This window comes from Streptomyces sp. NPDC048484 (genome assembly GCF_040651415.1).
Lineage (GTDB): Bacteria > Actinomycetota > Actinomycetes > Streptomycetales > Streptomycetaceae > Streptomyces.
Genome location: NZ_JBEZJY010000006.1, coordinates 70986 through 91258 on the forward strand (window position 1 = coordinate 70986; position 20273 = coordinate 91258).

Consider the following 20273-nt stretch of genomic DNA (forward strand, 5'->3'; position numbering starts at 1 on the left):
CCGCGCCGGAGTTACCGTCGAAGTACACACCTTTTGCGCCCGATACGGACCCTGGGGGTCGTCATGGTCGAGGAGCTGGTCGCGGCGGGAGCAGCGCTCGCGTCCGTTGGAGCGGTGTACGCGATGTCCGCGGCCCGAGTCGTCAAACAATACGAGCGGGGAGTGGTGCTCCGGCTCGGGAAGCTGCGATCCGGGGTGCGGGGTCCGGGATTCACCATGATCGTGCCCTTCGTGGACCGGCTCCAGAAGGTCAACATGCAGATTGTGACGATGCCGGTGCCCGGGCAGGAGGGGATCACCCGGGACAACGTCACGGTCAGGGTGGACGCCGTCGTCTACTTCAAGGTGGTGTCCGCCGCCGACGCGGTCATCCAGGTCGAGGACTACCGGTTCGCGGTCTCGCAGATGGCGCAGACGTCGCTGCGCTCGATCATCGGCAAGAGCGAGCTGGACGATCTGCTCTCCAACCGCGAGAAGCTGAACCAGGGACTGGAGCTGATGATCGACAGTCCGGCCGTGGAGTGGGGCGTCTCCATCGACCGTGTCGAGATCAAGGACGTGTCGCTGCCGGAGACGATGAAGCGGTCCATGGCGCGCCAGGCGGAGGCCGACCGTGAGCGGCGGGCCCGGGTCATCAACGCGGACGCCGAACTGCAGGCCTCCAAGAAGCTGGCGGAAGCCGCCGGAGTGATGTCGGAGCAGCCCGCCGCGCTCCAGTTGCGGCTGCTGCAGACCGTGGTGGCGGTCGCGGCCGAGAAGAACTCCACGCTCGTGCTGCCCTTCCCGGTCGAGCTGCTGAGGTTCCTGGAGCGGTCGCAGCAGCCCCAGCAGCAACCTCAGCCCCAGCAGCAGCCCCAGCCGCAGGTGGCGGCTCCCGTGCCTCAGGCGTATCAGGCTTATCAGGCGCATCAGGAGCACCAGCCGTCGGCTGAGAAGCAGCAGTCGCTGCCCGGGTCCCAGCAGCCGTCCGGCCCGTCTCAGGAGCCGTCGGTCCAGGCGCAACAGCTGCTGGCTCAGTGGCAGCAATCGATGCAGGAGCAACTCCCGCCCGTCGAGGCGCCGTTGGATCCGGACTTCGGAGGGTCGAAATCCGGACAGGACTAGACCTCACAGAGTGCCGCTGGTTACTCGCTCGTAGTGTTTGCAGTGGGGACCGACGTGGTGTGACGGTGGCTTGTCAACGCGCGTAAACCATGTGGGGGCGCGCGGTGATTGTAGTGTGCGCGTCCTGAAGTCGACCTTGTGTGCCCCTGTGCGGCATCGGGATAGTGGGCGGTGTCCGTTGGCATGGACGCGGCTTTTTTTATGAGTCGTCGCCAATGTCGTACGACCTTTCGGTCGCGATGGCCCCACAACCACCGCGTCCGACCCCCCACAGGAGGACACAAGTTGAATCACCGACGCATACCCAAGCGGCGGGCCACGGCGGTAGGTGCGGGCATCGCCGCACTGATTGCCGGCGGCGTCACCTTGCAGAGTGCGAACGCGAGTGAGAGCTCCCCCACTCCTGAGCTCAGGACCCTCTCGGTCACGGCGGCCGGAAAGCTCGCCTCGACGCTCGGCAAGGACCTCGGCGGTGACGCGGCGGGAACGTATTACGACGCGAAGGCCAAGAGCCTCGTCGTGAACGTCCTCGACAAGACGGCGGCCGACACCGTCGAGGCGGCCGGCGCCAAGGCGAGAATCGTCGAGAACTCCCTCGGCGAGCTGAAGAGCGCCCGTACGACGCTGAAGCAGGACGCGACCATCCCCGGCACCTCGTGGGCGGTCGACCCGGCGACGAACAAGGTCGTCGTCACCGCGGACCGTACGGTCACCGGTGCCGAACTGACCAAGCTGACCAAGGTCGTCGACGGGCTCGGCGGCACGTCCGAACTCAAGCGGACGAAGGGAGAGTTCAAGACCTTCGTCGCCGGCGGTGACGCCATCACCGGTGGCAGCGGGCGCTGCTCGCTCGGCTTCAACGTGGTCAAGGGCGGCGAGCCGTTCTTCCTCACCGCCGGGCACTGCACCGAGGGGATCACCAACTGGTCCGACTCCTCCGGCACCGAGATCGGCGAGAACGCCGACTCCAGCTTCCCCGACAACGACTACGGCCTGGTGAAGTACACCGCGGACGTGGACCACCCGAGCGAGGTGAACCTCTACAACGGTTCCGCGCAGCAGATCTCGGGTGCGGCGGAGGCGACCGTCGGTATGAAGGTCACCCGCAGCGGGTCCACCACCCAGGTGCACGACGGTTCGGTCACCGGTCTTGACGCCACCGTGAACTACGGCAGCGGCGACATCGTCAACGGACTCATCCAGACCGACGTCTGCGCGGAGCCGGGTGACAGCGGCGGGTCGCTGTTCTCGGGGAGCAGCGCGATCGGACTCACGTCCGGTGGCAGCGGTGACTGCACCTCCGGTGGGGAGACGTTCTTCCAGCCGGTGACCGAGGCGTTGTCCGCGACGGGTACCGAGATCGGCTGACGGCTCCGCCGTTCGCCGTTTCGCCGAGTACGCGCGAGCCCCGTTCCCACCGGCCTGGTGGGGGCGGGGTTCTCGCGTTGTGGGGAGGGTGTTGTGGGGAGGGTGCGGGTGGGCGGGGGCTGGTCGCGCAGTTCCCCGCGCCCCTAAAGAGTGCCGGGCTGAGCCTGTCTGCGGCGTGAGCCCGCGGCCAGGGTGATGATGGTTCCCGCGGCTGCCCAGGCCGAGAGGACCAGCAGGGAGACGGTCACGTCGTTGCCCTTGAAGTACGCGATCGAGCGGGCCGCCCAGGTGCCGGCGCCCGGGGGCAGGGCGGGGCCGATCGTCTTCCAGAACGGCGGCAGCATCGGGGGCGGGAGGGCGCCGCCCGCGCTCGGATTGCCCAGGATCACCACCAGCAGTACGGCCACTCCGATGCCGACGATCCCGAAGACGCACTGGAGCGCGAGGGTGGCGGCGCCCACCGCGAAGGTGATGAGCGCACCGAGTCCCCAGAGGGCCGCCACACTCCCGGGCAGGGCTCCCAGGACCGGCCCGACGATGACCGCCCCGCCGAGTCCGCCGGCGATCGCGACCAGGGCCATGGCGGCGAGCCGGATCACCGCGCGCCGGGGATCGGCCGGCCGGGCACCCGCGCTGATCGCCAGCGCCGACGCGCACAGATAGCCGCCCACGCACCAGCCGACGACCAGATAGAAGGGGGTGAGCCCGTTGGCGTCCTGTGCGTCGGCAGGCATCACGTCGACGGTCCGTACCGTGCGTCCTTCCTTCTTCTCCAGTTCGGTGGTGAGGGAGGCCAGCGCGTTGGACAGGGTCTTGCCGCCGCCTGAGGCGATCAGCAGGGTGTCGGTGGTGCCGTGCGGGTCGATCAGCAGGGCGCCGTCGATGTCGCGGTTCGCGATCTGCTCGCGTGCCGTCGCCTCGTCGGCGAGCGTGCGGGGATCCAGGGGCTTGCCGGGCAGCTGTTCGAGCCGGGCGGTCGTCTGCTCGGCGGCGGTGCCCGGCGCGACCACTCCGAACGCCACGTCCTTCGGCTTCGGATGGTGCAGCGCCCCCACATAGGAGGCGATGAAGAGCAGCTGCAGGGCGACCACGCCGATGACGAGCAGTGTGGCCCGCGGGGTGACCGCGTCCTTCACCTCGTCGATGAAGGACCTGGGTGGGGCCTCTGCTGTCCGTGTCATGTCCCCACGGTCCGAGTCGCACGGTGTTTGCGCAGGTGGGACGGGCCCGAACGGATGTCGCACAGATGTTCGAGTCATGGTCTATGGTGGAGGTGAGGGACTTGGGAACTGATGTTCGATGGAATGTTCGAGGGCTTGCACAGAGCCCCTGGTGGTGGAGGTGCGCGTGCCCGGCTTCACGCATCTGCACACCGCTTCCGGGTTCTCCCTGCGGTACGGGGCCTCCCACCCGGAGCGTCTTGCCGAGCGCGCCTCCGGGCGGGGCATGGACGCGCTGGCGCTCACCGACCGGAACACCGTCGCGGGCGCGGTCCGCTTCGCCAAGGCTTGCGCCGCGCAGGGTGTGCGCCCACTGTTCGGGGTCGACCTCGCGGTCGAGGAGCCCGTCGGGGAGCGGCCTGCCGGCAGGCCCGTACGGCCCGTCCACGAGGAGCGGCGCCGGACTCCCGTGCGGGGTGGTGCCTTCATCGATGAGTCGACACCCCGGGTGACCTTCCTGGCCCGGGACGGTGCGAGAGGCTGGGCCGATCTCTGCAGAATCGTTACTGCGGCGCATGCGGGAGAGGGGCAGCCGCTGCTGTCCCGGGCGGAGAACCACGCCGAAGGACTGACCGTGCTGCTCGGTCCGGCCTCCGACGTCGGCCGCGCGCTCGCCGCCGGACGCCCCGACCGGGCCGCGAAACTGCTCGCGCCCTGGCGGGAGGTGTACGGCGACGCCCTGCGCCTCGAAGCGGTCTGGCACGGACGCGAGGGCACCGGACCCGGCTCCCTGCGGCTGGCTGCCCGTACCGTCGGCTTCGCCGCCGAGCAGCGGGTGCGCCCGGTGCTCGCCAACGCCGTCCGGTACGCCGACCCTGGCATGGGCCCGGTCGCCGACGTACTGGACGCCGCCCGTCTGCTGGTCCCCGTCGACCCCCGCAAGGAGCTGGACAGCGGCGAGGCCTGGCTCAAGGGTGCGGATGCCATGCTCGTCGCCGCCGAACGTGTCGTCGAGGCCGCCGGCTACCGCCGCGACACCGCCCACCGGCTGCTCGAACAGACCCGGGCCACCGCCGCCGAGTGCCTGGTCGACCCGGAGGACGACCTCGGGATCGGCGGCGTGCACTTCCCCGAGGCGCGCCTCGTCGGCGCCGGGCGCCGCACCGCGCAGCGCGTACTGGCCTCACGGGCGGCGGCGGGGATGGTGCGGCACGGTTACGACCGTTCCGCCCAGGCGCGTGACTACTGGGAGCGGATGCACCACGAGCTGGGCATCATCGCCCACCACCACTTCGCCTCCTACTTCCTGACGGTCTCTCAAGTCGTGGACGACGTGAGGGGGATGGGTATCCGGGTCGCCGCACGCGGCTCCGGGGCGGGCTCGCTCGTCAACCACCTCCTCGGCATCGCGCACGCCGACCCCGTCGAACACGGGCTGCTGATGGAACGCTTCCTGTCCAAGCGCCGCCCGGTCCTGCCCGACATCGACATCGACGTGGAGTCCGCGCGCCGCATCGAGGTCTACCGCGCGATCATCGGCCGGTTCGGCACCGAGCGGGTCGCGACCGTGGCGATGCCCGAGACGTATCGCGTACGGCATGCCGTACGGGATGTCGGCGCCGCGCTCTCCATGGACCCGGCGGACATCGACCGGATCGCCAAGTCCTTCCCGCACATCCGCGCCCGTGACGCCCGCGCGGCGCTGGAGGAACTGCCCGAACTCCGGCCCCTGGCACGGGAGATCCGGCAGGAGGGGGCGAAGTACGGAAGGCTGTGGGAACTGGTGGAGGCGTTGGACGCCCTGCCGCGCGGAGTCGCCATGCACCCGTGCGGGGTCCTCCTCTCCGATGCCTCGCTCCTCGCCCGTACACCGGTCGTGCCGACCAGCGGCGAAGGACTCCCCATGTCGCAGTTCGACAAGGAGGACGTCGAGGACCTCGGGCTGCTCAAGCTCGACGTGCTGGGTGTGCGGATGCAGTCCGCGATGGCGCACGCGGTGGCCGAGGTCGAGCGGACGACGGGGGACCGGATCGACCTGGACGCCGTGGGGGAGGGCGACCCGGCGACGTACCGGCTCATCCGGTCCGCCGAGACGCTGGGCTGCTTCCAGATCGAGTCGCCGGGGCAGCGGGACCTGGTCGGCAGGCTGCAGCCCGCGACCTTCCACGACCTCGTCGTCGACATCTCGCTCTTCCGCCCCGGACCGGTCGCGGCCGACATGGTGCGGCCGTTCATCGAGGCGCGGCACGGCCGGGCGCCGGCCCGCTACCCGCACCCGGATCTGGAGGAGGCGCTGAGGAGCACGTACGGGGTCGTGGTCTTCCACGAGCAGATCATCGACATCGTCGCCATCATGACCGGCTGCGGGCGCGCCGAGGCGGACCGGGTGCGGCGCGGGCTGTCCGACGCCGAGTCGCAGGGGCGGATCCGCCTCTGGTTCGCGCAGCACGCGGCCGCGCGGGGATACGACGCGGAGGCGATCGCCCGTACCTGGGAGATCGTCGAGGCCTTCGGGTCGTACGGCTTCTGCAAGGCGCACGCGGTCGCTTTCGCCGTGCCGACCTACCAGTCGGCGTGGCTGAAGGCGCATCATCCGGCCGCCTTCTACGCGGGGCTGCTCACCCACGATCCCGGGATGTACCCGAAGCGACTGCTGCTCGCGGACGCGCGACGGCGGGGGGTGCCGATCCTGCCGTTGGACGTGAACAGGTCGGCGGTCGCACACGGTATCGAACTGGTGTCTGAATCGGAGAGTCCGAGGGAGGCCGAGGACGCGGGAAGCGCAGGAAGCGGGGGAAGCAGGGGAACCGGGGGAACCGGGGGAGCCGGGGGAGCCGGGGGAGCCGGGGAAGGCTCCCGGAGTGCCGGGAAGGTCTGGGGTGTTCGGCTCGCGCTCTGCGATGTGCACGGCATCAGCGAGGGCGAGGCGGCGCGGATCGAGAAAGGGCAGCCGTACGCCTCGTTGCTCGACTTCTGGGAACGTGCCCGGCCGAGCCGCCCGCTGGCCGGACGGCTCGCCCAGGTGGGCGCGTTGGACGCCTTCGGCGCCAACCGCCGTGATCTGCAACTGCACCTGACCGAGCTGCACCGGGGCGCGCGCGGCGGTCGCGGAGCCCAACTCCCGCTGGCGGGAGGGCAGGAGACCGCGTCGGCCGGACTGCCCGACCTCTCCTCGGCGGAGCGGCTCAGCGCCGAACTGGGCGTGCTCTCCATGGACGCCTCACGCAACCTGATGGACGATCACCGGACGTTCCTGGACGAGCTGGGCGTCGTCACGGCACGCCGGCTGCGGGCGGCCCGGCACGGCGAGACGGTCCTGGTCGCGGGCGCCAAGGCGGCAACCCAGACACCGCCGATCCGCTCCGGCAAGCGGGTCATCTTCACCACCCTGGACGACGGTACGGGCCTGCTCGACCTCGCCTTCTTCGACGACTCCCACGACGCGTGCGCGCACACCGTCTTCCACTCCTGGCTCCTGCTCGTGCGCGGGGTGGTGCAGCGGCGCGGCCCGCGCAGCCTCAGCGTGGTCGGGGCGGCCGCCTGGAACCTCGCCGACCTGGTGGAACTGCGGCACGAGGAAGGGCTGGACGGAGTGGCGCTGAGACTTGCCGAGCCGCAGGGAGAGCCTGGGACCGGGACCGGGACCGGGACCGGGACCGGGAGCGGGAGCGGGAGCGCGGCCGAGACCGGGAGCGCGGCCGGTTCCCGGGGCGCGGGAGATCCGACGGGAGGCCGCCGGATCCAGCTGTCCACGGGATACGAAATGCATCCGTGGGCGGATCTGCGTCCGGCGGGCGCAGGGCCCGCGAGCGTAAGGAAGTTGTGGCACCAGAGTCCGGGGAGTGCGGGATGACCATCCTCTGCGTACGTTTCCAGCTGTCGCCGATGCACGAGGCCGCCCTGCCCGGGCTCCTCGGCACATTGGAGGAGTTCACCCCCGTCGTCGAGGCGCTGCCGCCCGACGGGGCGCTGGCGGATCTGCGGGGCGCCGAGCGGTACTTCCGGCGGGACGTCGTGGAACTGGCCGCGCTGATACGGGTACGGGCGCTCGCCTGGCACGGCGTCGACTGCGCGATCGGGGCAGGGCCCGGCCCGATGTTCGCGCGGATGGCGCTGCGGGAGGCCGCCCCCGGGGAGACCCGGGTGGTTCCCGGCGAACCCGGCGCCCTCACGGAGTTCCTGGAGGAGCGGCCGGTGCGGGCGCTGCCCGGAGTCGGTACCGCCACCGCCCGCACCCTGTGCGAGTACGGCCTGGACAGCATCGGCAAGGTGGCCGCCGCGCCGCTGTCCACGCTGCAACGGCTCACCGGCGCCCGTACCGGCCGTGAACTGCACGAGATGGCACAGGGCATCGACCGCGGCCGGGTCGTACCGAACGCCGTCTCCCGGTCACTCGCCGCGGAACGGCCCTTCCCACGCGACGAGTTGGACCCCGAGCGGCATCGGCGCGCGCTGCTCTCCGCCGCCGGGGAGCTGGGCTCACGGCTGCGTGCCCTGGAGAAGGTGTGCCGCACGCTCACCCTGACCGTCCGCTACGCCGACCTCTCCCGCTCTCGAACAGGCTCCAGCGGGGGGACCCCCGTCACGACGACCCGCAGTCGTACGCTCGCCGAGCCGACCGCCCACTCCGCGGCGCTCACCGACGCCGCGTACCGCATGTACGAGGCGCTCGGTCTGCAGCGGGCCCGGGTCCGCGGTGTCGCCCTGCGTGCCGAGGGTCTCGACCCCGCCGAGCAGGCCTCCTATCAGCTCACCTTTGATCCGGTGGATGAGAAGGCGCGTCGCATCGAGGAGGTGGCGGACCGGGTGCGGGCGAAGTTCGGGCCGCGGGCGGTGATGCCGGGCGCGTTGGCGGCGTAGCTGCCCCGCACCCCTGACGGGGCAGGTCAGTTTGCCCACGGCGGGGCGATGGTCGTGCCGTCCGCCAGCTTCGCCCGGAGGCCGATCGATGTGGTGACCCAGGAGATCGCGGTCTCCTCGGTCGGGTTCTCCACGGCGAGTGTCGCGCCGCGGCCGACGATCACCGTGTCGCCCGCGGCGATCCGTTCGGTCCGGCCGTCGAGCGTCATCAGCAGTTCCCCGGCGAGGAGATGGAAGATCTCCTCCCGGTTGACGGTGTGCGCGGGCCCCTTCGTGCCCGCGGGGATCTCGCCCCGCCAGGCACACAGTTCCCTGCTCCCGCTGAGGGGAGTGGCGTACGAGACGAAGCGGGCGCCATGGATTTCGTGGGTGACGGCTTCGGACGAGCGGACTACGGGCACGGCTGCCTCCAGCGACAGATGGTCAAGCTACTTGACCAGATATCATAGTCAAGCAGCTTGACCAATTCGTCAAGGGTGTTTCAATGTATGCGTGCAGAACTCCGAGGCCATGGGCCTTTCCGTCGCCCTGCTCGCCGTCGCCGGTGAGCTCACGCAGCGCATCAACGACGGTGTCGTCGCCCGTGGATTCGAGGGGCTGCGACCCGCGCACGGTTTCGCCTTCGCCCGGATCGCGCCGGGTGGCGCGACGGTCACCGAACTGGCCGCCCACCTGGGCGTCACCAAGCAGGCCGCGAGTCAACTTGTCGACGAGATCGTCCGCAAGGGGTACGCGGAGCGCCGACCGCACCCCGGTGACGCGCGCGCCCGGCTGATCGTGCTGACCGAGCGGGGCCGGGAGTGCACGCGGGCGGCCGAGGAGGCGGCCGCGGAGGCTGTTCGGCCCTGGGTCGAACTGATCGGCGAGGATGAAGCTCGGGCGTTGCGTGACCGTTTGCTGCGCATTGCGCCCTATGGTCCCATCAGGCCCGCCTGGTGACGGTTCCACGACACGTGTCAGTGCTCCCGGCTATCACTGGAAGTTTTTACTGACACACAACTTCCCACCCTTACTACTCGCCCGTAACTTGAAAAAAGAACAGCATCCTCGTGATCCGGATCACAGGGCGTACGCCTCGTCACTCCCTTGAGCCGCAAGGAGATCACTCGATGCTGCCCTGGAAACACCTGCTCAGACCCCTGTCCGCGCTGCTGTTGACCGCCGCGGTCACCGTCGTCCCCGCCGCCACCTCTACCGCTACTGCTGCCACCGCGACTGCCACTGCGACTGCCGCTGCCGCTGCCGCTGTCGCCGGCGCCGAGGCCGACCGGGCCGAAGCCGCGACCGGCAGTGGCTGGAACGACTACTCCTGCGAACCGTCCGCCGCCCACCCGCGCCCGGTCGTCCTCGTCCACGGCACCTTCGCCAACTCCGTCGACAACTGGCTGGGCCTCGCGCCCTACCTGGTGAACCGCGGCTACTGCGTATACGCACTCGACTACGGTCAGCTCCCCGGCGTACCGCTCATCCACGGCCTCGGCCCCATCGACAAGTCGGCGGAGCAGCTGAAGACCTTCGTCGACAAGGTGCTCGCGGCGACCGGAGCGGCCGAGGCGGACCTCGTCGGCCACTCGCAGGGCGGTCTGATGCCCCGCCACTACCTGAAGTTCCTGGGCGGAGCCGCCAAGGTGAACGCCCTCGTCGGTATCGCCCCCGACAACCACGGCACCACCCTGAACGGACTGGCCAAGCTGCTCCCGTACTTCCCCGGAGCGGACGACATGCTGTCCAAGGCCGCTCCGGCCCTCGCCGACCAGGTGGCCGGCTCCGCCTTCCTGACCAAGCTCAACGCGGGCGGCGACACCGTGCCGGGTGTCCGCTACACGGTCATCGCCACCAGGTACGACGAGGTCGTCACGCCGTACCGCTCGCAGTTCCTCGACGGCCCGAACGTACGCAACGTCCTGATCCAGGACCGGTGCGTGCTCGACTTCTCCGAGCACGCACAACTCGGGCTCACCGACCGGATCGCCTTCCACGAGGTGGCGAACGCCCTGGACCCGACCCACGCCACCGCGGCCACCTGCCTGTCGGCAATCGGCTAGGACCTGTCCCTGTGACCGGCTCCACTGCCGCAAGCGGCTTGCACCCTGACAGCCCCTACGCGAGCGGCTCGCAGGTGTCGGCCGGTTCGACCGGCCGGTTCATCCGTCCGGCCACCAGGTGCGAAGGACGTCCCTCCGGACCTCCGGACGCTCGGCCGGGCGCTGGTCGGCCTCTTCCCGCACTCGGCGGGAGCCCGATTTCTTCAGGGGCTTCTGCACGGTTGTTCGGCGCATAAGGGGCCTCCCTTGCGGCTACCGGGTTCCGCGTTCTCACGAAAGCAGACCGTTTCCGGGAGGGTGACTCATCGGTGGCCGCCTGTCAGTGGCGACTGTCACGTTTCACCTGTGAGTCCATATGCCGGACAGCCTGTCGTCGCCGGGCGAACGGCGTGGCCCGGACCGGGCGTCGGTCCGTTGTCAGTGGCGGGTGTCACTCTGGGCACATGACGAGTAACAGCCCTGGTGAAGAACGGTCCGGCGTCGACTGGGACACGGAGTCCGCCACGTTCGACGACGAGCCGGACCACGGACTGCGGGACCCCGCCGTGCGAGAGGCGTGGGCGGCCAGACTGCGAGGCTGGCTGCCCCGCGATCCGGTCGACGTGCTCGACCTCGGCTGCGGCACGGGCAGCCTGTCACTTCTCGCGTCCGAGGCGCGGCACCGGGTCACCGGGGTCGACCTCTCGCCCCGCATGGTCGAGCTGGCCCGCGCCAAACTGGCCGGACGTGACGCCGCGTTCCTCGTCGGGGACGCGGTCGCCCCGCCCGTCGGGGAGCAGCGGTTCGACGTGGTCCTCGTCCGCCATGTGCTGTGGACGCTGTCCGATCCCGGCCGCGTCCTGCGGCACTGGCGCGGGCTGCTGCGCCCCGGTGGACGATTCGTCCTTGTCGAGGGCGTCTGGGGGACGGTGAGCCCGGCCGGCTTGCCCGCCGACCGGCTGACCGGCCTGCTCACCCCCCTCGCACAGGACGTGCGCGTGGAGCGGCTGTCGGACGACCCTGTGCTGTGGGGCCGGGAGGTGGAGGACGAGCGCTACGCGGTGATCGCCGTGCTGTGAGTGAGGGAGCCAGACCGGTGGGCCGGGTCAGCAGGCGGGGGTCAGCGTGCGAGGCCGGCTGGTCGGATCAGCAGGCCGGGGTCAGCGTGCCAGGCGGGCGGGTCGGGTCGGCGTGCTAGGTCAGCAGCGCCTCGAAGTCGCCTTCGCGCGCCACGAGTTCGAGTTCGTCCAGGGCGGCCCGAGCGGCGGACGCGGCCCGCGCGTCGGTGGTCTCCAGGCCGCTCGCCGCGAACTCGTCCTCGTCCAGGCGCAGTACGGTCCTGCCGTCGGCGGAGCGCCACAGGTCCAGGTCGAGGTCCTCGCAGACCACCTCGCCCGCGTCGACGACGGCCGGGCGGGCGATGTCGCAGTACCAGCCCTTCAGCGCCCCCTCCTCGTCCCGGACCTCCTTCACCGAGTACCAGCGGTCGCGCCAGTAGTGCTCGGTGAAGACGTCGCCCGGCTCGAAGCGTACGAAGCCGAAGTCGCGGACACCGGCACCCGCCCAGGCCGCGCGGACCGTGACATGCGTCCCGTCGTCGCGGAGCAGTTCCGCCGGGTAGCGGATCTTCGTACGGCCCGCCTTGACCAGAACGACGTCCAGGACCCACCGGACCTCACCCGAGTTCGCGGACATGCTGTACCTCGGTGGCGCAGATCTCGTAACCGAACCATTTGTTGATCGCCAGCATCGGCTCGTTGCCCGAGTCGTTGCCCGTGAACGCCTCCGTGAAGCCGGCTGCGCGGGCGCTGTGCAGGGAGTCGCTCTTGGCCAGCTTGGCGAGGCCCCGTCCGCGATGGGCGCGGGCGGTGCCGGTCATCACGGTGCCGTAGCGGGTGCCGCCGTCGGTACGGGCGGCACTGAACGCGGCGGGGCGGCCGTCGACGACCGCGACGGAGGTCAGCTCATGGCTGAGGAGCGGGTGATGCCAGGTCTCCTTCAGCCACGCCTCGAAGTCGGTGAACTCGTGGGCGATGTCGCTCGGCTCGTCCATGAGCGTCTCCGCGTCCAGCTCGAAGAGGGGACGCGGGTCGTCCGCGAAGTCCGCCGCCGTACGCAGTTCGACATCCGCGGGTGGCTCCCGGCGCGGTGGCAGAGGGCTGTTCGACAGGTCGAGGCGGAGGAAGTGCGCGGAACGGCTCGCGCGGTAGCCGCGCTGCCCGGCGAAGGCCCGGGTCGCGGGCTCGTCGAGGACCCAGGCGAAGAGCTTCGTCGCGGGCACCTCGGCGAGACGCTCCTCGGCGGTCCGCACGAGCAGGGAGCCGGCGCCACGGCCCCGGCGCTCCGGGTGTACGTACACGTTCAGATAGCCCTGGCCCGCCTGCGGGCTGTCGTACACGATGCCGGTCTGGGCCGTGCCGATGAGCTCGCCGTCCTCCTCCGCGACCAGCAGCCGGAAGTGCGCGTCGGGGTGGGCATGCGCGACGTCGTGGAGGATGGACTCCGGGGTGGAGAGCATGAAAGGGAGCGCCAGATGCCGGACGTGGGCGAAGCCCCCGGCGTCCTGGGCGCGGAAGTCGCGGACGAGCACAGTCATGGAAGCGCACGCTACGCGCGGCGTGTGGCAGGGCGCCTCTCATTTTCCGGCCGGTGCGGGACAATCACCGGGTGACATTGAAGATCGACATCGATGACGAGGCGGGGGTCGCGCCCTACGAGCAGGTGCGCGCCCAGATTTCCGAGCAGGCGAGGGCCGGGGCGCTGCCGGTGGGGTACCGGCTGCCGACCGTGCGGGGGTTGGCCGAGGAGCTGGGCCTCGCCGCCAACACGGTCGCCAAGGCGTACCGGGCGCTTGAGGCGGACGGGGTCATCGAGACGCGGGGGCGCAACGGCACGGTGGTCGCCGCCGCGGGCTCGGCGGCTGATCGGGAAGCCGCGTCGGACGCGCAGGCCTACGCCGATCGCGTACGACGCCTCGGGCTGTCCGAGGCCGCGGCACTCGCAGCGGTCCGGGACGCACTGCGCGCGGCCTACGGGGAGTCTCGCTGACTGCTGACTGCTGACTGCTGACTGCTGACTGCTGGCGGCTGACGGCGGACACGGCCTTCGCTGAGCGGCTTCGGCCCGGCTACCCCGTGAGGCGGCACGGATCTTGCTTTTGCGGGGGCCCGGTCACGAATCCTCAGCAGGGAGGGGCGGCGAGCCGGCCGGCGGCGAGGGGCCTTCGTAGCGGACCTCATGGACGCGCTCGGCGGACTTCCAGTCGTGCCGGTGCGCTGGTAACGGTCAGGGGATCGGCCATGCGCGGCCGTCCACTGTCAGGAACGGCTCGCCCGACACGGTCGCGGGGGTTGTGCCGGTGAACGCCATGACGTCCCGATGTAGATGGGACTGGTCGTAGTAGCCGCCGTTCGCCGCGACCTGGGCTGCGTCTTCACCTGTGACCAGACGGTGCACGGCATGGTCGAAGCGGACCAGCTTCGCGGCACTTTTCGGTGGAATGCCGATGTACGAGTGGAACCGGGACCACAGGCGCTTGCGGCTCCATCCGAGTTCGGCCGCCAGGCGGTCTATCCGGACGCGGCCCCTGCCGACGACGATCCGGTTCCAGGCCCAGGCGACCGCCGGGTCCACCGGCGACCGTGCCTCAAGCCGGCGGGCGAGCAACGCGTCCGTGAACGCGAAGCGGTCCTCCCACGAGGAGAGTTCGCTCAGTCGCTCGCGAATCCGTGACGCCTCCTTGCCCCACAGGTCGTCGAGAGACACCAGGGAACCGGCCAGATCGGCCGGACAGACGCCCAGAACCGCGCCCGCGACCACGGGGGAGAGGCGTACCTGCACGCACTCGACATGTTCGCCCCACGCCCGAACCCCGCCTCCGGAGCCGAACCCGGGCCCGGCGACGAGACTTCCCCGATGTCGCCGCCCCGCGTCATCCTCCACAGTGGACGGGCTCGCCCCGAACTCCAGGATCAGCATCACGGCTGGGTGCGGAACCATCCGCAGGCCACCGACGGGCGGGCCGGGGACCCGGAACCCGGCCATGTCGACACCAGCCACCCGGCTGGGCCACTGCGGACGTGCGACGTCCCACCCAGCGGGATCGTCGCGGTCACTCGTGGTGGACCCCATCACCGAATGCTACGCGGGCCGAGGAGGGAACATTTGTCCAAGCCGGAGGTGCGCACGGGCGGTGACAGTGGACTCATGACTCCTCCCGACAGGCCCTCTCCGACAGGCACTTCTCATAGGAACGGCGACGCCGGCACCACCGAGAACTCGATCCTCAGCCTGGAGCATGGCGACATCCACGTGCGCCAGGACGGCCCTCGCGACGCGCCCGTGCTCCTGCTCATCCATGGATCCGGCGCCTCGAGCAGTTCGTGGGACGCGCTGGTGCCGTTGCTGACCACGCTTCATCACGTCGTCCGGATCGACCTGCCGGGGCACGGCCGCTCGGCCGAACCGGGCGGCGGCGACTACGCGCCCCCCGAGCAGGGGCGCAGGGTCGGCACGGCGCTGGACCGGCTCGGTGTCGAGCACGCCATAGTCGTCGGGCACTCCAGCGGTGGCTATGCCGCCACCGCTCTCGCCGAGCAACGACCCGACCTGGTGACCGCGCTCGTGCTCATCAACACCGGCCCCAGCATGGATGCCTTCATCGCGCCGGGGCCCACCGGGATCGACCCCGCGCAGTGGCCACCGACCGACGAGCAGATCCGTCGGTTCGCGAGCACCGGATTCCGCGCGGGCTACCAGGTCCCACAAGAACTCGTCGACGAACTGCGCGGCATGACCTACCACGCGCTCACCGCGGCGATGCAGGCGTCCATCGCCTATCTGAACCAGCGTGCGCTCCCGGATCGGCTGGTGGCCGTCGGTAAGCCGTTGCAGGTGATCTTCGGCGACCAGGACCGCAGATGGCGGCCCTCGTCCGCGGTCGACTACCGCGTCGTCCCGGGCGCGGAAGTCGACATGCTGCCCGGTGCCGGACACACACCCATCCTGGAGGATCCGCCGCGGACCGCCGCGCTTCTCCTGCCCTTCGCCGGGGTCCACACCGCCTGATACGGGGTGTGCGGCCGTGGGCCAGGTCAGGTCAGGTCAGGTCAGGTCAGGGTGAGGACGCGGGGGCCGGACAGTTCGTCCCTCGTCGTCGTGGCCGGTAGCCGAGCACAGGAGAACAAGCCGACCTCCCGCTCCCGGCGAGATCACTCCTATGAGGTATCTACCGGTCATACCGCCATGACCCGTCCCCGGCCGACCCTACGATCAGTCGCCCTGAGCGAGTGATGGGGAGGCTTCGGCATCAGCGCTGGAACACCCACGAGGCAGGCAGGAGCGCCGGTGGCCGACGACAGCAACGACAACCACCACAACCACCGTGACGAAGCCGAAGCCGAAGCCGAAGCCGAAGCCGAAGCCGAAGCCGAAGCCGAAGCCGAAGCCGAAGCCGAAGTCGTCGTCATCGGGGCCGGTCTCTCCGGTGTGGCCGCCGTGATCGCGCTGCGCCGGGCCGGCTTCGACGACGTCGTAGTACTGGAGAAGTCCGCTCGCCTCGGCGGTACCTGGCGCGACAACACCTATCCGGGATGCGGCTGCGACGTCCCGTCGGTGCTGTACGAATACTCCTTCGCACCCCACTCGTGGAGCCGAGGCTTCGCCGACCGGTCCGAGATTCTCGACTACCTCGACACCACCGCGGCAACACACGGAGTGGACACGGCGATCCACTACGACACCGAAGTGCTGAACATCCGCTGGCAGCCGCAAGCGCGCCACTGGAACCTGCGCACGACGTCGGGCACGTACAAAGCCCGCGCCGTGATCGTCGCCACCGGCCCCTGGCACCGACCTCGCCATCCCGACATCCCCGGCCTCGACGCCTTCCCAGGCCCCGTCTTTCACTCCGCCCGCTGGGACCACGAAGTCGACCTGACCGGACGGAGCGTGGCGGTGGTGGGGACCGGAGCCTCCACCGTCCAGTTTCTGCCCGAGATCCAGCCCGAGGCGGCTCATGTCGACGTTTTCCAGAGCACCCCGCAGTGGGTGCTCCCGAAACCTGATTACCCCATCCCCGCGCGCCTGCACCGCTTCTTCGCACACCACCCGGCAGCGCGCCGCGCCCTGCGCGGCCTGCACCACTGGATCCAGGAAGCCGTCGGCCTGCCGCTGCGCCACCCCCGCCTGCTGCGGCCGTTGGAAGCCCTGGCCCGCTTCCATCTGCGTACCTCGGTACGCGACCGCGCCCTGCGCCGGGCCCTTACTCCTGACTACCGGTTCGGCGGTCGCCGCCTGATCACTTCCGGCACCTACTACGCCACCCTCGGCCGGCCGAACGTGCGACTGCACCCCACCCGTGTATCCGCCGTGGAGGGCTCCGACGTCATCGGCGCCGACGGCACCCGCACCCGCGCCGACGTCATCGTGCTGGCGACGGGCTACCACATCGGTGACATCCCCTTCGCCCGCGATCTGCACGGCACCGACGGCACACTGGCCCGGACCTGGGCCGACAACCGCCGCTCCTACCTGGGCACCAGCGTCAGCGGATACCCGAACCTCTTCTTGCTCATCGGGCCGAATCTGCTCAGCGGCACCACCGCCGTGCCCACCGTTCTCGAAGCCCAACTCCGTTACGTCACCACCGCCCTCAACCACCTGCGCAGCAGCGGTTCGTCCGCACTCGATGTCAAACCGGAGGCCGAAGCAGCCCACCAGCGGGCCCTTCACAAGGCACTGGGCAACACCGTGTACAACTCCGCCGGCGGTACGGGCTACTACTTCGGCCTCCCCGGCATCAACACCTTCTGCTGGCCCTGGTCGACCGCGAAGCTCGTCAAACAGCTGCACGCCTTCGACCCGGACGTCTACACCTGGACCCTGCCACTGCCGACCCAGGCCGGAGCCGAGACCGAAGCGCGGTGTCAGCTCACCAACACCGGTGAATGACGCAGCTCGGCGGCTTCCACGCACCTACCTACGCGTATTACAAGTACAGCCCCGCGTCCGCGCCCTCCCGTTGGCCCGGCACCGAGGTCGGCGTGGTGCCCCGGCGCAGGGCGTACAACTCGGCCAGGGTCGCGCCGTCGCGGCCCAGGCCCTCCTCCGTGCCGAGCCACGCCGTGGATTCCCGGCGGGTGAGAGGGCCGACCTCGATACGGGCGAGGCAGCGGCCGGGTCGGACCACCGCGGGGTGGAGGCGCTCCAGGTCCTCGTTGGTGGTCACGCCCACCAGGACGTTGCGGCCCTGGCCCAGCAGCCCGTCCGTGAGGTTGAGCAGGCGGGAGAGCGCCTGCCCCGCCGTGTGCTTGGCCTCGCCGCGGATCAGTTCGTCGCAGTCCTCAAGGAGGAGCAGCCGCCAACGCCCCTTCCCCGTGCCGTCCTCCTCGCCGATGGCGATGTCCATCAGATAACCGACGTCGGAGAACAGCCGCTCGGGGTCCAGGACGCAGTCCACCTGGCACCAGTCCCGCCATGAGCGCGCCAGCGTACGGAGCGCCGACGTCTTGCCCGTGCCCGGCGGGCCGTGCAGCAACAGCAGACGTCCCGCGATGCCCTCCGGCGTCGTCTTCATCAGGCCGTCCATCGCGTCCGCCACCGGCGCCGTGTAGTTGGCGCGCACGTCGTCCCACGTACCCGCCGAGATCTGCCGGGTCGTGCGGTGCGGGCCGCGCCGCGGCGACACGTACCAGAACCCCATGGTCACGTTCTCCGGCTGCGGTTCGGGCTCGTCGGCCGCGCCGTCGGTGGCCTGGCCGAGGACTTTCTCGGCGAGCTCCGCGCTGGTCGCGGTGACCGTCACGTCGGCGCCGCGGTTCCAGCGCGAGACGAGCATCGTCCAGCCCTCGCCCTCAGCGAGGGTCGCGCTGCGGTCGTCGTCGCGGGTGGACCGCAACACGTGGGCATCGGGCGGGAGAAGAGAGGCACCGGACCGTACGCGGTCGATGTTCGCCGCGTGCGAGTGCGGCTGCTCGCCCGTCGCGAAGCGGCCGAGGAACAGCGCGTCGACGACGTCCGACGGTGAGTCGCTGTCGTCGACGTTGAGCCGGATCGGCAGAGCGTCGTGCGGGTTGGCAGACATGCCGCCATGATCCGGCACCGGGACGTCCCGTGCATCCGGTTTCCGCGTTGAGTCCCCGGACAGGACCGGACAGGCCCTGGCGTCGGTTCTGCCTCCACCTCCCGGTGTATCTCCGCCGGGTACCTCCCCGCCGTGCGTATCCCCTCCGCCCTGTTACACGGCTGTGCAGTACGGAACCTGTTCCCCCGCCGACGCCCGCGGTTACTGTTGTCCTTGATGGGACGTCATGAGTGGAATTCGGGGGCTCGGCGGTGGCGCTTCACCGCTCTGCTCGGTGTGGGCGTGGCCGCCCTGGCCCTGGTGCTGACCCTGATCCACACACTGCCCGGCGATGCCGGAGGCGCGGTGGGCACCACCCGCGACGGCGACAGGGTGCACGGCACACCGTCCGTTCCCGCAGCGACGAAACCGCAGGTGGGCTGGGGCTTCACCCACACCCAGTTCAGCGCCGACGAAGGCAGCGCGGCCGCCACGAAGCGGGTGGAGCAACGCCTCGGTGACGGGTCGCCGCCGCAGATCCAGCACATCATGGGCTGGGGTGCGGACAACCCCGAGCCGGTCAAGGGACGGTACGACTTCGAGGACATGGACCGCCGGATCGACTTCGTCCGCGAGACGGGCGGCACCCCGGTCGTCACGCTGTGCTGCGCACCGGACTGGATGAAGGGCGGCACATCAGGCTCCGGGAAGACCGACTGGAGCCAGAAGGCCCTGGAGACGGCCCCGGACCGCGCCCACTACAAGGACTACGCCGCACTCGCCGCGACCGTCGCCAAGCGCTATCCGGACGTACGCCACTTCATCGTGTGGAACGAGTTCAAGGGTTTCTGGAACGACGCCGAGGCCCGCTGGGACTACGAGGGCTACACCGAGCTGTACAACCTCGTCTACAAGGCGCTCAAGAAGGTCGACGAGGACATCGAGGTCGGCGGGCCCTATCTGGTGATGGACAGCCTCGACCCACGCCAGCAGGAAGACGCCTCGGCGACGCTCAAGGGCCGTTGGGGCGCGATGGACCAGCGGATCCTCGACGCCTTCGACTACTGGAACAAGAACAAGGCGGGCGCGGACTTCGTCGTCGTGGACGGGGCCAGTTACACGGAGGACGACGACCTGCTGCCGGACGAGTTCGCGGCGACCGAGAAGTTCACGGCCGTGAGCCGGTGGGTCAGGGAGCAGACCGGGGACCTGCCCCTGTGGTGGGCCGAGTACTACGTGGAGCCCGCCGACAGCAACGACAACCGCGACGGCTGGACCGAATCCCATCGCGTCGCCGTCCACGCCTCCGGGCTGATCGCGATGGCCCGCGGCGGTACGACCTCCGCCTTCTACTGGAATCCGGAGACGGAGAAGGGCACCGGTTGCGCCGGCTGTCTGTGGACGCCGACCGATCGGGCCTCCGGCGGGAAGGCGCTGCCGATGCTCGGCCTGCTGTCCCGCTTCGGCGAGGAGTTTGCGCCCGGTACGGAGTACGAGCCGGTCTCTGTCGCCGAGGACGACAAGGCCAATGTGCGGGTTCTCGCCGATGACAAGGCTGTTCTCGTGGTGAACACCCTTGACCGGAAGATCAGCGCGAAGATCGACGGGAAGCGGTTCGAGATGGGGGCGTACGCCGTCAAGTGGCTCGACCGCTGAACCGCTTGACCGCGTACGTGGAAGCCACCACCTCAAGCC

17 protein-coding genes are annotated in these 20273 nt (G+C 70.2%); 11 read left to right on the plus strand and 6 right to left on the minus strand.

The features are described 5' to 3' along the window. Positions 1 to 63 precede the first annotated feature (63 nt). Positions 64 to 1104 (plus strand): slipin family protein, encoded by a 1041-nt coding sequence (locus tag AB0D14_RS07880; protein WP_362775909.1) that lies wholly within the window; start codon positions 64 to 66, stop codon positions 1102 to 1104. A 285-nt stretch (positions 1105 to 1389) separates the two neighbouring features. Next, positions 1390 to 2472 carry a S1 family peptidase gene (locus AB0D14_RS07885; protein ID WP_362775911.1) on the plus strand — a complete coding sequence of 361 codons (1083 nt, stop codon included), beginning with the start codon at positions 1390 to 1392 and terminating at the stop codon, positions 2470 to 2472. Positions 2473 to 2615: 143 nt separating this feature from the next. Here the strand turns inward: AB0D14_RS07885 and AB0D14_RS07890 are convergent, their stop codons facing one another. Then, on the minus strand, positions 2616 to 3653 hold the full coding sequence (locus AB0D14_RS07890) for a DUF3533 domain-containing protein (RefSeq protein WP_362775912.1): 1038 nt from the start codon (positions 3651 to 3653) through the stop codon (positions 2616 to 2618). Positions 3654 to 3819: 166 nt separating this feature from the next. Between AB0D14_RS07890 and dnaE the strand changes: the two genes are divergently transcribed. Both dnaE and AB0D14_RS07900 read left to right on the plus strand, forming a co-directional pair. Then, a complete protein-coding gene (gene dnaE, locus AB0D14_RS07895; protein WP_362775913.1) occupies positions 3820 to 7485 on the plus strand; it encodes a DNA polymerase III subunit alpha in 3666 nt (1221 codons plus the stop codon). Continuing rightward, complete coding sequence (locus AB0D14_RS07900; RefSeq protein WP_362775914.1) at positions 7482 to 8492, plus strand: hypothetical protein; 1011 nt, start codon at positions 7482 to 7484, stop codon at positions 8490 to 8492. The genes dnaE and AB0D14_RS07900 overlap by 4 nt, the downstream gene beginning before the upstream one ends. Positions 8493 to 8518: 26 nt before the next feature. Here AB0D14_RS07900 and AB0D14_RS07905 read toward each other — a convergent pair whose 3' ends face one another. After that, positions 8519 to 8893 carry a cupin domain-containing protein gene (locus AB0D14_RS07905; protein ID WP_362775915.1) on the minus strand — a complete coding sequence of 125 codons (375 nt, stop codon included), beginning with the start codon at positions 8891 to 8893 and terminating at the stop codon, positions 8519 to 8521. A 91-nt stretch (positions 8894 to 8984) separates the two neighbouring features. Here AB0D14_RS07905 and AB0D14_RS07910 point away from each other — a divergent pair, with 91 nt between their 5' ends. The 3 genes from AB0D14_RS07910 to AB0D14_RS07920 all read left to right on the plus strand — a co-directional run bounded on the left by AB0D14_RS07910 (position 8985) and on the right by AB0D14_RS07920 (position 11595). After that, positions 8985 to 9431 (plus strand): MarR family winged helix-turn-helix transcriptional regulator, encoded by a 447-nt coding sequence (locus tag AB0D14_RS07910; RefSeq protein ID WP_362775916.1) that lies wholly within the window; start codon positions 8985 to 8987, stop codon positions 9429 to 9431. A gap of 170 nt (positions 9432 to 9601) precedes the next feature. Next, the gene (locus AB0D14_RS07915) at positions 9602 to 10537 is read left to right on the plus strand and encodes an alpha/beta fold hydrolase (RefSeq protein ID WP_362775917.1); all 936 of its coding nucleotides are present in this window, start codon (positions 9602 to 9604) and stop codon (positions 10535 to 10537) included. Positions 10538 to 10980: 443 nt separating this feature from the next. Then, positions 10981 to 11595, plus strand: a complete 615-nt coding sequence (locus AB0D14_RS07920; RefSeq protein WP_362775918.1) for a class I SAM-dependent methyltransferase — start codon at positions 10981 to 10983, stop codon at positions 11593 to 11595. Positions 11596 to 11710: 115 nt separating this feature from the next. Here AB0D14_RS07920 and AB0D14_RS07925 read toward each other — a convergent pair whose 3' ends face one another. Next, positions 11711 to 12211 carry a DUF402 domain-containing protein gene (locus tag AB0D14_RS07925; protein WP_362775919.1) on the minus strand — a complete coding sequence of 167 codons (501 nt, stop codon included), beginning with the start codon at positions 12209 to 12211 and terminating at the stop codon, positions 11711 to 11713. Beyond that, a complete protein-coding gene (locus AB0D14_RS07930) occupies positions 12192 to 13112 on the minus strand; it encodes a GNAT family N-acetyltransferase (protein WP_362775920.1) in 921 nt (306 codons plus the stop codon). Before AB0D14_RS07930 ends, AB0D14_RS07925 begins: the two co-directional genes overlap by 20 nt. A gap of 71 nt (positions 13113 to 13183) precedes the next feature. Between AB0D14_RS07930 and AB0D14_RS07935 the strand changes: the two genes are divergently transcribed. Beyond that, the gene (locus tag AB0D14_RS07935; RefSeq protein WP_362775922.1) at positions 13184 to 13564 is read left to right on the plus strand and encodes a GntR family transcriptional regulator; all 381 of its coding nucleotides are present in this window, start codon (positions 13184 to 13186) and stop codon (positions 13562 to 13564) included. Positions 13565 to 13801: 237 nt separating this feature from the next. Here the strand turns inward: AB0D14_RS07935 and AB0D14_RS07940 are convergent, their stop codons facing one another. Next, positions 13802 to 14560, minus strand: a complete 759-nt coding sequence (locus AB0D14_RS07940; RefSeq protein ID WP_362776198.1) for a helix-turn-helix domain-containing protein — start codon at positions 14558 to 14560, stop codon at positions 13802 to 13804. Between the two features lie 162 nt (positions 14561 to 14722). Between AB0D14_RS07940 and AB0D14_RS07945 the strand changes: the two genes are divergently transcribed. Both AB0D14_RS07945 and AB0D14_RS07950 read left to right on the plus strand, forming a co-directional pair. Then, a complete protein-coding gene (locus AB0D14_RS07945; protein ID WP_362775924.1) occupies positions 14723 to 15583 on the plus strand; it encodes an alpha/beta fold hydrolase in 861 nt (286 codons plus the stop codon). A 279-nt stretch (positions 15584 to 15862) separates the two neighbouring features. After that, entirely contained in the window at positions 15863 to 17467 is a 1605-nt protein-coding gene (locus AB0D14_RS07950; RefSeq protein WP_362775926.1) for an NAD(P)/FAD-dependent oxidoreductase, read from the plus strand. 37 nt (positions 17468 to 17504) lie between these two features. On the opposite strand, the gene AB0D14_RS07955 is transcribed toward AB0D14_RS07950, so the two are convergent. Further along, positions 17505 to 18599: a DUF5925 domain-containing protein gene (locus tag AB0D14_RS07955; RefSeq protein ID WP_362775928.1), complete on the minus strand. Its 1095-nt coding sequence runs from the start codon at positions 18597 to 18599 to the stop codon at positions 17505 to 17507. A 216-nt stretch (positions 18600 to 18815) separates the two neighbouring features. Here AB0D14_RS07955 and AB0D14_RS07960 point away from each other — a divergent pair, with 216 nt between their 5' ends. Continuing rightward, entirely contained in the window at positions 18816 to 20234 is a 1419-nt protein-coding gene (locus AB0D14_RS07960; protein ID WP_362775929.1) for a xylan 1,4-beta-xylosidase, read from the plus strand. Positions 20235 to 20273: the final 39 nt, after the last annotated feature.